The organism is Pelagicoccus enzymogenes (assembly GCF_014803405.1).
GTDB lineage: Bacteria > Verrucomicrobiota > Verrucomicrobiia > Opitutales > Opitutaceae > Pelagicoccus > Pelagicoccus enzymogenes.
Genome location: NZ_JACYFG010000057.1, coordinates 22150 through 35052, shown reverse-complemented (window position 1 = coordinate 35052; position 12903 = coordinate 22150). Strand labels below are relative to the sequence as shown.

Below are 12903 nucleotides of genomic sequence, written 5' to 3'. Positions count from 1 at the left end.
TGTCTTATGAAAATAAAGAACCAATCTGAGGCGGTTTATGCTTCAGTTGGTTTAATGCAAATAGTTCTCCGAGGAGGGCACTCGCGGCGGGGTGGTCATTGGTTGCCTCTTTTCTTCCGATTTCAAGTCTTATTTCCTTGCTCTTTCTTTCTACGAACTTGGTGGCCAGTTGCTTGAGGGCTGCGTTTGCGAATCGCTCTGGGTTTTCTTGCGGTTTGGCTTCGAAGTAGATGGAGGAGGCGAGGGTCTTCTGATCGGCGCTTTCCAAGTGTTCGTTAAGGGAATTAGGGCCATCCCACATGTCGTTGAGGAATTCGTTCAGCACGAAATCGAGTAGTTTCCCTTCCGGTAATGTGCGATCAATCCACTCGGGGTCAACTACGTGGGCGACTTGGCTGCCGATCTCAGGCTCAAGCATGCAAAGGGCTAGCAAGTCTTGCTCCACGGAAGAGACAGCTCTGCGACGCTTTGGTTCGCCTTGGACCGGGATTTGTTGGACGGGAGCGGGGATGGGCGTGGGAGCGGGAGCAGGAGGAGGGCTGGCCTGAGGCGTTTGTTGGCCGGCAAATCTTTGGAAATCGTTTATGGTGGCGTCCTCGTCGAGCTCGAAGGCTGCTGCGGCTTGTTTCACGAACTCGATCTGGGTCGCTTGGGAATCCGCCCTCTGTATTATAGAGAAGACTTCGCGAATGGCTTTGGCCTTGCCTTGCGGGGTGAGGCGTTCGCCGGGGGGCATGTGGGCCTTGCAAGCGAATTGGATGGGTTCCAACTCGCGCTGGAGCAGGGTGTCGAGCGCTTCGTGCCCGCCCTCCAGAAATATGTCGTCCGGATCTTCCTTGTCGGTGAGGGGGATGAAGGCGGCTTCGACTCCTTGGGCGAGGGCGAGGGGAAGCATACGCAGGGCGGCCTTTTGGCCTGCGGAATCGCCGTCGAGCAAAACGATGAGGCGAGATTCGTAGCGCTTGAGCAGGCGAAGCTGCGATTCGGTGATCCCGGTTCCCTGCGGAGCCACGGCGGTAGTGATGCCGACGGACCAGCAGCGGATGGCGTCGAGCTGCCCCTCCACCATGACGAAGGGAGTTTCCGGCTTCACCTCCATGCGGGCGCGATCGAGGTTGAAGAGCAGGTTTCCCTTGTGGAAAATAGGGGTTTCCGGGGAGTTGATGTACTTAGCCTCGTGGCTGGGGTCGTCCTTGGGCGTGATTTCCAGCTGGCGAGCGGTGAAGGCGGTGACGCGGCCTTGGTGGTCGCGAATAGGGATCATCAGGCGACCGCGAAAACGGTAGCCCATGCGGTGCGGGTCTATGCCACGCTTAGCGTAGAAGAGGCCGCAGGCTTCCATGGCTTCCTTGGAGAATCCCTTTTTCACCGCGAGTTCGCCAAGCTTGACGCCATTGATGGGGGCAAAGCCGATTTTGAATTCCTCCGCTGTTTCCAGGGAGAACTTGCGGCCATCTGTCCAGTACTTGCGAATCCATTCGCCAGCTTTGTCGGTTGCTAGAAACTGTTCGCGGAAAAAGTCGGCGGCGAGTTCGTGCAGTTCGAAGAGCTCTTGGCGCAGGCTGCGTTCTTCGCGGGCGCGGCTGTTTCCCTGCTCGTATTCCAGCTCGAAGTTGAAGCGCTTGGCTAAGGTTTCGACAGCTTCGGTAAAGGTCAGCCGCTCGGTTTCCATGACGAACGAGATGGCGTCGCCAGAATTGCCGGAGCTGAAGCATTTGTAGAAGCCCTTATCCGGGGAAACGTAGAAAGAAGGGGTCTTCTCGTTGTTGAAGGGGCTCAGGCCTTTGTAGTCGGCGCCGGCCTTTTTCAAGGTCACCTCGCGCGAAACGACGTCGTATATGTTGATACGGTCTTTGAGATCGCGAATGCTGCTGGGTTTGATTGCTGGCATGAGGGCCCGACGAAGTAGCGCGCAGAATCCGTATCAATTGCCGTTTTGCAAGTACTGTTTCGCTTCTTCGTAACCGGGCGTCCCTCGCTGGGCGATCGCCATGAAATCGCGGTAGGCCGCCGCAATGATCGAGCGGGGCGCGTTCGCTTTGCGCAGGGTATTCGCTAGGGTCAGGGCGATGGCGGGGCTCTGGGGAAACAGCAGGCGCAGGGCTTTGATCTCCTCCAGGACGCGAGTGGTGTTCTGCGTGTTGGCGATGGTTAGCAGGTATTGATGGGCGATGACCTCGGAGCGGGGGGCGCGGCTGCGAGCCTGCAGTATGGTGTTCTCTGCATCATACCAATTTCCCTGTGCGTAGTAGGCCTGCGACAATCGATACCATACTTGCGGATCGTTGTCGTTGTTGCCCAACAGTTCCCAGAAAAGGGCGATGGCCTCGTCGTAGTTGCCTGCTTCGTAGGCGGCGATTCCCTCTTCGTAGGGAGAGAGCTCGAGGCTGCCTTCGGCTTCGGATGCTTCGTCGCGAGGCGCGTCCGTCGTCGCGCCAAGAGCGGGCTCTTCTTCGTCGAAGAGAGCGAGGGGAGCGCGTTCGACAGTGGCGCTTGCAGCGGCAGAGTCCTCCTGCGGGGCCGTTTGCTCGACCTGCGCGGCGGGTTTCTTGCTTGCGACATTGCTGGCGAGGGCCTCGGCTTGGCGCTTCGCCTCGGCTTCTTCTTCGGCGAGGCGTTGGGCTTCCAGTTCCTCGCGTTCTTTTTCCAGCTCGGCAGCTGCCGCTGCAATCTCGCGGCGAGCCCGGTCCCAACTATCGAGAACTGTCTTTGATTCTTGGATACGCGGGTCGCTGAAGTCGGAACCGTAGCGCTGCCCGTACTTCGTGAGCCACACGGTGGCTTGTTGGAATTGCTTGAGGGACGTTTCCAGTTTGATGAGCTCCGCGAGGGCGTCTTTGGAGGCGCCGTCGTCCGCGTAGGCGGCAGCTTGGCTGAACCAGGAGCGCGCTTGGGCCGTATTGCGGCTGGCGAGGTACAGTTGGCCGAGCTTGAGAGCGGGTTGGGACGAGGGGGTGATCTCGTTCCACTTGCTGGCCGCTTTGATCGCGTCGGTCAGTTTGCCGAGCTTTTCGTTTTCCAGAGCGACGGTTTTCCAGGCGAGGAAGTCGCCGGCGTGGTTTTTCAGGTAGGCTTCGAAGGCGGTGATGGCGGCTTGGCTTTGGCCGAGCGTGGCTCGGATTTCGCCGATCTTGACCCAGAGTTGGTCCGCGTCGGGGTCGAGCTTGACGGCTTCTTCCAACAAGGCGGCGGCTTCTTCCAGGTTGCCAGAGTTTTGCAAGGCCCGGGCAAGGGCGATGCGCAGTTCGTTGGAGTCGGGAAAGGTGTCGAGTCCGTCGGCGAGGATTTCGATGGCGAGGTCAGACCGGTCTGCAAAGAGGGCTTCGTTGGCTTTCGCCTGGACCGATTGGATCTTTTCCTCGCGACTGGCGCAGCCGCTGATGACCGCAGCGAATACTGCGATTGATAGAAGTGTCAGCGCTCGCTGGAGCGACTTTTGCATGGTGGACATTGAAGATGAAAAGCGGTCAGGTCTACGGCAGCATTAAGTGATTACCGTAAGGATCAACGAAGGTTGTAGTGAGGCGGGCCGATTTTTGACAACTTTTATTTGCCCGTGGTGTCAGGGTTCTGCGAGTTCCGAATTGATCCTGTTCGGAATCAATCGCAGTCTCCCTCCGTTTCACCTAAAGTGATTTGCCTCAAGTGACTAAGACCTTCCCCATTTTCTTTTCAATCAAGCTCCGCCGGTACCTTCGATTCGAGTCGCTTTTTGGCCTCGTCGTCTTGTTGGTCGGCACTGTGGAATCCCTGCGCGGACAAGATCAACTCGACTTGTTTGCGGACGTGCCGCCCCCGCCCTCGAATCGAATTTTCGAGTACGAATTGAAGGAATTCGACCTGGCTCACTACACCGTAGCGGTGGAGGACATGATCAACCTTTTCGAGCAAGCGAATGACAAGAAGCTGGAAAAGGGGGCGAAGGGACGAGTGGGGCTTAAGGTCTACAGCGATTCGGGGCCAGGCTTGAGCACGCCGGAACCTCTGGTCGAAGCGGTGGTGCGGGCGCTCGAAAAACGCGGTTTCGCCCGCAACGAGATCTTCATTATCGGCATGAGCGCCATCAAGCTGCGCGACTCCGGTTTCTTGCCGCCGCTGAGCAAGCGGGCCTACGATTTCCATCAGGTCTTCGTGCGCTCGCTCGACTCGGGCCAATACTACCATGAAAAGTGGTTCTACGACAGTCCTCTGCCAGCGAAGTCGGCCAAGTACTGGATCAACGTGGCCCAAGAAAACCCGTTTCCGGCTAAGGACGAGGACGAGCTGGCTCGCAAGAGCTACTTGCCGGTGCCATTGCTTCACGAGGTCGACTTTTGGATTAACTTGCCTTGCTACTCGGACCATCCGGTTCTGGGCGTCAATGGCGCTCTCATGAACGCGACCTTGTGGAACGCCAGCAACACGACGCGCTTCCTCAACAGTCCGGCGAACGCTCCGGTCGCGGTGGCTGAGATGGGCGCCATCCCAGAGCTGCGCGAGACTTGGCAGCTCAATATCGTGAGCCTCGAGCGCTACCAGTACATCGGAGGACCGATCTTCAATTCTCTCTACACCGTATCCGAGCCGTACGTATTGCTGAGCGACAATCCAGTGATGCTTGATTCGCTGATGGCGCAACGCATCAACAACCATCGTTCGAAAAATGGGTTTGCCCCCTTGCCGGAAGAGATGAAGATCCTCGAATTTTCCGAGCAGCTCGGATTGGGCGATAGAGACATAGCGTTGATGGACCTGATTCGGGCGAACTAGCCACCGATCAGATTTTTGAATACGCCGTGTCCACAAAACAGGTAATCGTAGAAACTTCCCTATCCAGCTATCCGATTCACGTCGGTCGTTCCCTTGGCTCGAAGTTGCTCGGGGAAATTGAGGAACTGATGGCCAAGGGCGCTCGCATCGCCGCGGTCACCGACAGCAATGTGCGCATGGCGCAAGCTGCGTGGTTTGATTCTTTGGGCGATCGTGTTCCGGTGCTGACCGTGCCTGCGGGCGAGACGAGCAAGAGCGTATCGCAATTCGGGGAGGTGCTCGATTTTTTAGCTGCCAGCAAGCTGGATCGAGGCGGCGTGGTTTTAGCGGTTGGCGGTGGAGTCGTGGGAGATCTCGCTGGATACGCGGCCGCGTCCTACTTGAGAGGGGTGCGTTTTATCCAAGTGCCGACCACGCTGTTGGCCATGGTTGACAGTTCGGTGGGAGGAAAAACCGGGATCAACATTTCCGCCGGCAAGAATCTCGTAGGGGCGTTCCATCAGCCTATCGCGGTGTATTCAGATATCGAGATGCTCAAGACCATGCCGCCGCGCGAGTTTGCCTCTGGAATGGCGGAGGTGATCAAGCACGGGATGCTGCAGGACGCAGCCCTCCTCGATCTGTTGGAAGCGAATCCGATTGTAGGGCCGGAAGACGAACGCCTGGAGTCGGTGGTCGAGTGGAATTGCAAGATCAAGGCATCAGTCGTTAACGCTGACGAGAAGGAGACGGCGGCCAGCGGAGGACGAGCCCTTTTGAATCTCGGTCACACCTTTGGTCATGCTATCGAAAACGTGGCGGGATATGGCGAGTACCTGCACGGCGAAGCGATCGGGGTCGGCCTCGTTGCGGCAGCCCTCTTGAGCGAGAGCCTAGGGTTTATCGCCGCGGATGACGTTGCGCGTATCCGAAAAGTGGTTTCAGAGCACAACTTGCCCACCGAGTTGAGGGAGGCTTTGCCTATCGCAAGGCTCATGGCCGCGATGCGCTTGGACAAGAAGGTGAAGGCGGGAGTAATTCGCTTTGTAATTATGAAGCGTATTGGCCAAGCTGCGACAATCGAGTCTGCCGACATGGCCCTGATTGAAGAGATTTGGCGTCAGTGCGGAGCCTCTTGAGTTCGTTAAGCAAAGCTTGAAAGCCATGTCCTGCGTCGAAGAAGCCATCGTCAGTGAATACTTCGAACAGAATGGTTTTCTGGTGCGGCCGCTGCGCAAATCCAGGTCGCATACCAAGAAAGGCTATGAGGAGGGGCTGGACCTGTACGTTCGCAACATGGTTTTTCGCGAAGGCAGCCGTGATCCGAACTTCCTGCTGTTCTCCAGCGAGCTGCGCTACCTAGAAAGTGCGATTGTCTGTGTGCGAGGTTGGTTTGGCGACAAGGCTTCCCTCGCGAGCATGAGCAGCGGGGCGGAAATCGTGAAGTACCTGGAAACCTACGTTTTCAAGAAGGTCGACAAGTGGTTCGCTTACGATCCGGCAGTTACCTTTGGAACGCGAGTACCGCCCATGCACGTTTTGGTGGCCCCGGTTTTTCCCACTCAGGAACCGCACCGCTCCCAGTGCATCGAGTTGCTGCAGGAGAAGGGCGTGCACGGGATCGTTTCCTTCAAGTCAATGGCCTTGGACCTGATCGATCGAGTCGACACCAAGCAAGTCTACGAAAAGTCGGACCTGCTGCAGACGCTTCGTATTCTGAAAAACTTCGACTTGGTGAAAGACTCGCAGATGGACTTGTTGGGTTAAAGCAGCCTTGTCCAAGCGGAGCGGGGCACGAAAAAACCGGCTCCGCGAAGGGCGCCGGTCTTAAGAAAATCTTATAGGATCGGATAGAAGTTAGTTCTTCTCGGCCTTGAGCTTGCGCTGGTGCGCGAGGGTGACTTTGAACATCTGCAGGCAGAAGTAGAACGTGCCGGCCCCGGGAAGCGCGGTGAAAGCGGCCACCAGAGTGACGATGGTTTCGTCTTCGCTCGGAACATGCGGTTTGAACCAGAGGGTGAAGAGCACCCAGACAATGGCGACGAGAAGGATGTCGAAGGCGATAGTTTTAGGCGTTATTTTAAGCACTTTGGACATAACGGGGAGAATTGGTAGCTGGAGAAAGCGGTGTGTCCATTCATTTTCTGCCTCAAAGCGGGAAAATCGGCAGAATCCGCGGATCGAGGACGCTCTCGGGCCGATTTGCGGGCAGCGCTCAGCGGTTTTGCGGAAAGACACGCGCAAAACGGTATCCTTCACGGATTGTGCAAATTCACGGTTTTTGGTAATCTTTGGGCACGCTCAAGAAAACGAGCGGACAGGAAACGAAAGCAGCATAAAGAAATTTTAGACTGATTTTAGTTCCAAAACTGAGTCGTTGCTTGGCCGGGGCGGATGTGGGACCGCCCCGGTCTTCTTGTTTCTAGAGTTCGCGACCTGAGGGATGAAAACGCCCAGGAAATTAGCGACTCGCATGCATGGAGAGCTTTTTCTAATACCTCTTTTTCGCACGCCGGTGTGCGTTGACTCCATCGCCGCGATGGCGTTAACTGATCTCACTGAAAAGTTAAGAAGGCGCGGTGCCTGGCTCTGCCAAATACGAGCATCCAGGGGATGAAAGCGTCAAACGGGCGGTGCAGCCGCCCGTTTTCTTTTTTAAGGCGGTTCTCCTCCCACAGCCTCTCGATTCAATCAATTGGGTAGACCTTGACGCCCGCGGAGCGGCCGTCCCACCCAAGGTGATCAAGTCTAGAGCTCCCGGATGCGGAAGTTGCGAATATCGAGGTCGGACTCCTCGGCTTGGATGGTGATGAATCCGGAGCTCACGGATGCGTTCTTGGCCACGTTTACCAACTTTTCGTTGAGGTAGACTTTGATCGTGTCTCCTTCCGCAACGATGTGCATGGCGTTCCATTGGTCGGGCTCTTTCTCGAGCTTTTTCTTAGGCTTTCCGTAGTCTCGCGGTTCGGGCTTGGGGGTGAGGCGAATGCGTCGGTTGCGTTCGGCGGACTTGCTTGGCATTTGCTCTTCTTCGACGTCGATTGTCGTATTCAGTACCCAGAAGTCGCCGGATCGCTCCGGCTCCAGCTGTATTTCAATGCTCTCGGGCCACACGCCGTGAGCGGTGTCGGACGTACTGTGAATTTGGATACCGCTTTTCCCTGGCTTAGCAGGCCAACGGTATTCGAACTTGATTTCGTAGTTTTCGTACTCGTCCAAGGTTTGAATGTAACCTTCCGGCTTACCTTCCCCCTTGATAGAGAGCGTTCCGTCGGATTTTATTTCGAAGACGTCCTCGGGTTCGGTTTCCTCTACGAAATCGAAATAGAACTCATTGAGATCGGTATCTTGGAAAAGGTAAGTCCAGCCGTCGTCGGCGTTGGCGATGCTGGAGAGGGCGATAGCGGCTGCGGCGAGAGGTAGGCTTCGTATTTTCATAGCAATAGTGGGGGCTGTCTAGAAGCGTAGCGGCTTGCCCATCGCTGGCAAGGGCTCTTAGCGCTTTGCAATGATCGACCGTCCAAATTGAAATTCGTTGCGCATTGTCTTTCGGCCTCGGTTCGTCTAGCTTGTGCCGTACCCGCAACCCTTGACTCCTTTGCTCCATGAAACGTAAAAAAGCGTCCGACTTCGACCAAGGCCTCCTCGATCTTTTCGACCAATACGTACACGGGCTGGTCGATCGCCGCTTTTTCGTCAAGGAAGCCAGCAAGTACGCGATCGGAGGTCTGACGGTAGCTGGAATACTGGACAGCTTGAGCCCGAATTACGCTTGGGCCCAACAGGTCGATCCGGCGGACGAGTCCTTGGAGGCTGGATACGAGACCTATTCCTCGCCCGAGGGGAACGGTGAAATGCGTGGCTATTTGGTGCGGCCCAAAGCGGCGAAAGGCAAGCTGCCCGGCGTTTTAGTGGTGCATGAGAACCGCGGCTTAAATCCGTACGTGGAGGATGTGGTACGGCGTTTGGCGAAGGCGGGGTACGTGGCGTTCGGGCCAGACGCGCTCTGGCCGCTGGGCGGATATCCAGGAACGGATGACGAAGGCCGCGTCATGCAGCGTAAGCTCGATCGCGGCCTTATCGTCAAGGATTTCATAGCGGGAGCGCGCCATCTAGCGGGGCATCACAGCTGCAACGGAAACATTGGGGTAGTTGGCTTTTGTTTTGGCGGCTGGATGTCGAATCGGCTCGCTGTGCATTTGCCGGATTTGATCAAAGCGGCCGTACCTTATTATGGCGGCCAGCCTACGGCGGAGGAGACGGCTCGCATCAAGGCAGCCATCCAGCTGCATTACGGGGGATTGGACGAGCGAGTCAATGCGGGCTGGCCGGCTTATGAAGCGGCGCTCCAGGCCAACGGGGTGGACTACGAAGCCTACTTTTATGAAGGGGCAAATCATGGTTTCCACAACGATACGACTCCGCGTTTCGATGAGGAAGCCGCCGCCTTGGCATGGGAACGCACGCTCGCATTTTTTGCCAAGCATTTGGAGCGCGCTTGATTGGTAGGCGGACGCAGGGACGGCGGTGGCTACCCGTTGACCGGGACATCGGCGAGTGAGACCTCTAGTCGTCCACGGTGACGCGGAAAAATGACTTGCCGTCCTGAAGGTCGAGATCGCCTTGGATGAGGGCTTCGCCACCTTGCTCGGAATCGGGCTGAGGTGGATTTCCGGTAACGTCCCATTCGGTCCAGTTGCTTAGGTCGGCGCTGCGTTGGATAACGAAACTGCGTTCCGGAACCATGGGAAAGCGAATGGTCAGCGAGTCCTGCTCGCGGGTGAACTGAGGAATCCATCTGCTGTTGGGGTCCAATGGCAGGGTGTTGGTCAGGAATTCCAAGCGGTTGCTGTTGCCGTCCAAATCGGGATCGGCTTGCGGAGCGGCCCTCGGGTCGGTGGGACTTGCGAAATGGAGCGTCTGCCACTCGCGGAAGAGACTATCGGCTCCCAGTTCGACAATCCATTGGCTCAGTAGGCTCACGCCTGCTTCGTCGGTGAGGGAGCTGCCGAATGGCGGCATGCGTTTAAAGCCGCTGCCCGCGGCCATGCGATCGATCAAGAGGGACCTTTCGGGAGAACCGGGGGCGATGATTCGCTTGCTGGAATCGCCCCCGTTGTCGTTGGGGATGCCGTCGAGCAGGCCAGTTGCTTCAAGTGAGAGGTGAGGGCGAGCGTCCCAGGACGCAGGCGTACCTCCGCCAGGTTGGTGGCAGGATACGCAATTGACGGCTAAATAGGAGCGAGCTTTTTGCTCGAGGGAAGCGTTTGCGTCCGCGGGGTGAAAGTGTCGCGGCAGCTCTGCTGGTGCCGTGATTTCGGTATCCAAAACGCCAAGACGCGAAAAGTAGGATAAGGTGTTCTCTGCTTGCTCGTCGTGCTGACCGAGGGTATTGAGCTGGCGGGTGTTAAAGCTTAGAGCGTAGCCAGCGGCGGGAGTGTGGCAGCCAAGGCATTGTTGGCGGGATGGAATATTCCATGTTTGAGCGCTCGTTTGATCGCCCGTTGTAATGGAAATGTCGATACTCGATCCCTCTGCGGGGACAAGGTAGGCTTCCGTTTCAGCTTGGTTCCACTGGTAGCTGAGGCCGTAGGCTCCGGAATCGGTTTTCACCAGAAAGCGCGTTTCGATGCGTTTGCGGCTGGCAGGGTTGCCGCGCTCGGTTTCCAGGTCGAAGTGTTTGATCCAAACCGAGCCTGTGGGGAACTCCCAGTTCGCGTCGGTGGCGAATCCGACCTGGGTTTCTCCGGGGATGGAGACCCAGCGGGTCTTTCGGGCGTGGTCTGACCAAAAAGGGAGCTTGGGGGAATAGGGATAGATGCCGTCTTCGGGCTGCAGCGCGCTCAGGTCGCTGAATGCCCCTGTTTCGCTGAGAGTAGGGGGGAAGGCCGGTGGATTGGATCCCTCGCTCCGTATCATCTTGCCGAGCCCTCCCCAGATGTTGCCGGCGAGTAATTCACCGTTTCGCGGGTCGCGGCCGTAGGCGGAGACGCTGGCGAAGGACGCGATTCGCGACGTTTGGTAGCTGTTTGCTTCCGCATCCCAGCGAGTTGCCCAAACGTGGTTTTGATAGAAGTCGGAAAAAAGGTAGGAGCCGTAAAGTTCAGGGAAGTCGGAACCGCGGTAAACGATGCCGCCCGACACGGAAGCTCCAAAATCTCGGCCGTATTCAAATACCGGATCGATCAAGGGACCGAACTCGGGCGGTACGGTGCGGTTTTGGCTGTAGTTGTGGGCGCCCTCTCGATTTGGCCAGCCGTAGTTGCCTCCCTTTTCGATGAGATTGATTTCTTCGTAGGAGTTTTGGCCAACGTCCGAAAGCCAGATCTCGCCGGTGAGCGGGTCGATGTCGAAATGCCAAGGGTTGCGTAGGCCGATGGCAAAGAACTCAAGTCGAAGCTCGGATGCCGGGTCTGCCCCAGCTTCCTGCCAGTGGCTCACGAGTGGATTGTCGTGCGGGATGCTGAAGGCGGCTTGTCCTTCCTCGTTCCGTGGGATGGCAGGATGCTCGGTCGGCTCCACGCTGCCGGGCTTCTTGTCGACGTCGAGTCGCAGCAATCCCGCGAAAAGGTCGCGGTCGATGCGTTGACCGTTTTGGTAGTTGTCGCCACCGCCTCCCTCGTCGCCCACGGCGACATAGAGGTATCCGTCCAAGCCAAAGTTCAGGGCGCCGCCGTTGTGGTTAGCAGCTTGGTCGTGTTGGTCGAAGAGGATGACTTCGGATTCGCTGTCCGCCCTCAGCGGGTTTTCGGCTGAACGCGTGAAGCGAGATAGGCGGTTGGTGGCTTGTCCGCTCGCGTTGGTGGTGTAGAAAACGTAGCAGTAGCCGTTGTTTTGGTACTGAGGATGGAATGCGAGCCCGAGCAGCCCGTTTTCCGAATGGGTGGTGACGCGTGAAGTGATGTCGAGGAACGGAGTGGCTGCCGTAACGCCGTTGTCGAGATCGGTGACCACGGTTACCCGTCCTTCCCGCTCGGCGAGGTAAAGGTATCCGCTGTCGTCTTGGGGGCTGGCGATGGCGAGGATCGCGGTGACGGCGAGCAACTCCTCCAGTTCGTAGCTGCCGGTAGAGAATTCGGCCGGTAGGTTAAGGGTTTCGTTGGCGACGCGTTGGGCATTGGCCGTGGCGACGCAAACGGCGCCGGCGAAGATAGCGATAGATCGGAAGGCTGGCGGGAGCATGGCGCGGAGTTGGGCGGTTTAGGTGGCAGCTTTTACGGTAGAAGGGGAATTTGTTTGCGAGATGCGGTGGCTTAATCTGGATAAGTCAATTTGCCCCCTGCAGCTGGGAAACGCGAATCATTGTGCCTATCAACGACATTTCAGACAAGGGAACGACTACGGTACGTTCGCGAATAGTGCGATTCGAGGAAGGCAGAGCTTTTCCCGACGAAGATCGGCTTACGGTCGAGGAACCGTTAGAGATAGCGGTTCGTAACAGCAAGACGACACTGCCTTTAGGCGTAGCGTTCCGTACTCCGGGCGAAGACGAGGCTCTTGTCTTGGGCATGCTCTTCAACGAAGGAATCATCAGCTCCCCAAAGGACGTCCTGTCGATGCGTTTCACGCAAGAGAAGGGGGCGACCATGCCGGCTTGGAGGGTGATGGTGAGGGTTGCGGAAAATGTGACGCTTGAGCAGGAACGCCATGGGCGAGCCTTTCCGATCAGTTCCGCCTGTGGCGCATGCGGAAAAAGCGCGTTGGAGTCGTTGCGGATCCCTCGCGAAGAACGATTTCGCGAAAGCGAGGGGCTGAGCTTTTCCGAAGCGGAAGTGATGGGATTTCCCCGAAAGCTGTTGCAGCGGCAGTCGGACTTTTTGCGGACTGGCGGCTTGCACGCGGCGGCGCGCTTTGGCGCGAACGGCGAAATCATCGCATCAGCGGAGGATATCGGTCGCCATAATGCCATGGACAAACTGGTCGGCGAATGGCTCAAGGAGGCGGACGTTCCCTGGAGCGAGCAGGCAATCCTCTTCAGTGGACGCTTGGGCTACGACCTGATGCAAAAGGCGCTCGCTGTGGGCTGCCCGTTTCTGGTCAGCATTGGAGCCCCTTCCAGCTTTGCGGTGGAGTTGGCTAACTTGTTCAAGGTGACTTTGGTGGGCTTTTTACGTGGCGAACGCTTCAACGTGTACAGCTGTCCGCAGCGTATCCAATTTACGGAACAATCTTAAT

General features: G+C 57.3%; 10 protein-coding genes. 5 read left to right on the top strand and 5 right to left on the bottom strand.

Going from position 1 to position 12903, the window contains the following annotated elements; translation table 11 throughout:
• Positions 1-4: 4 nt before the first annotated feature.
• Entirely contained in the window at positions 5-1891 is a 1887-nt protein-coding gene (dnaG, locus tag IEN85_RS22465) for a DNA primase (RefSeq protein ID WP_191619360.1), read from the bottom strand.
• 33 nt (positions 1892-1924) lie between these two features.
• Positions 1925-3442: a tetratricopeptide repeat protein gene (locus IEN85_RS22460; protein ID WP_191619359.1), complete on the bottom strand. Its 1518-nt coding sequence runs from the start codon at positions 3440-3442 to the stop codon at positions 1925-1927.
• Between the two features lie 203 nt (positions 3443-3645).
• On the opposite strand from IEN85_RS22460, the gene IEN85_RS22455 reads away from it, so the two are divergent.
• The 3 genes from IEN85_RS22455 to IEN85_RS22445 are packed head-to-tail and all read left to right on the top strand — an operon-like array spanning position 3646 to position 6495.
• Entirely contained in the window at positions 3646-4749 is a 1104-nt protein-coding gene (locus IEN85_RS22455; RefSeq protein ID WP_224772862.1) for a hypothetical protein, read from the top strand.
• Positions 4750-4775: 26 nt separating this feature from the next.
• The gene (gene aroB / locus IEN85_RS22450) at positions 4776-5867 is read left to right on the top strand and encodes a 3-dehydroquinate synthase (protein ID WP_191619358.1); all 1092 of its coding nucleotides are present in this window, start codon (positions 4776-4778) and stop codon (positions 5865-5867) included.
• A gap of 25 nt (positions 5868-5892) precedes the next feature.
• A complete protein-coding gene (locus tag IEN85_RS22445) occupies positions 5893-6495 on the top strand; it encodes a hypothetical protein (protein ID WP_191619357.1) in 603 nt (200 codons plus the stop codon).
• A 90-nt stretch (positions 6496-6585) separates the two neighbouring features.
• Here IEN85_RS22445 and IEN85_RS22440 read toward each other — a convergent pair whose 3' ends face one another.
• Positions 6586-6825 (bottom strand): hypothetical protein, encoded by a 240-nt coding sequence (locus IEN85_RS22440; RefSeq protein ID WP_191619356.1) that lies wholly within the window; start codon positions 6823-6825, stop codon positions 6586-6588.
• Positions 6826-7476: 651 nt separating this feature from the next.
• Positions 7477-8166: a 3-keto-disaccharide hydrolase gene (locus IEN85_RS22435; RefSeq protein ID WP_191619355.1), complete on the bottom strand. Its 690-nt coding sequence runs from the start codon at positions 8164-8166 to the stop codon at positions 7477-7479.
• A gap of 167 nt (positions 8167-8333) precedes the next feature.
• Here IEN85_RS22435 and IEN85_RS22430 point away from each other — a divergent pair, with 167 nt between their 5' ends.
• Positions 8334-9230, top strand: coding sequence for a dienelactone hydrolase family protein (locus tag IEN85_RS22430; RefSeq protein ID WP_191619354.1), 897 nt, complete (start codon positions 8334-8336; stop codon positions 9228-9230).
• A gap of 64 nt (positions 9231-9294) precedes the next feature.
• On the opposite strand, the gene IEN85_RS22425 is transcribed toward IEN85_RS22430, so the two are convergent.
• Entirely contained in the window at positions 9295-11910 is a 2616-nt protein-coding gene (locus tag IEN85_RS22425; RefSeq protein ID WP_191619353.1) for a PQQ-dependent sugar dehydrogenase, read from the bottom strand.
• Positions 11911-12032: 122 nt separating this feature from the next.
• On the opposite strand from IEN85_RS22425, the gene IEN85_RS22420 reads away from it, so the two are divergent.
• Entirely contained in the window at positions 12033-12902 is an 870-nt protein-coding gene (locus IEN85_RS22420) for a formate dehydrogenase accessory sulfurtransferase FdhD (protein ID WP_191619352.1), read from the top strand.
• Position 12903: the final 1 nt, after the last annotated feature.

Bases quoted from the DNA above. Each gene is read 5' to 3' on its own strand.
- dnaG (WP_191619360.1), bottom strand. From the start codon at position 1,891: ATGCCAGCAATCAAACCCAGCAGCATTCGCGATCTCAAAGACCGTATC.
- IEN85_RS22460 (WP_191619359.1), bottom strand. From the start codon at position 3,442: ATGCAAAAGTCGCTCCAGCGAGCGCTGACACTTCTATCAATCGCAGTA.
- IEN85_RS22445 (WP_191619357.1), top strand. From the start codon at position 5,893: ATGTCCTGCGTCGAAGAAGCCATCGTCAGTGAATACTTCGAACAGAAT.
- IEN85_RS22440 (WP_191619356.1), bottom strand. From the start codon at position 6,825: ATGTCCAAAGTGCTTAAAATAACGCCTAAAACTATCGCCTTCGACATC.
- IEN85_RS22435 (WP_191619355.1), bottom strand. From the start codon at position 8,166: ATGAAAATACGAAGCCTACCTCTCGCCGCAGCCGCTATCGCCCTCTCC.
- IEN85_RS22430 (WP_191619354.1), top strand. From the start codon at position 8,334: ATGAAACGTAAAAAAGCGTCCGACTTCGACCAAGGCCTCCTCGATCTT.
- IEN85_RS22425 (WP_191619353.1), bottom strand. From the start codon at position 11,910: ATGCTCCCGCCAGCCTTCCGATCTATCGCTATCTTCGCCGGCGCCGTT.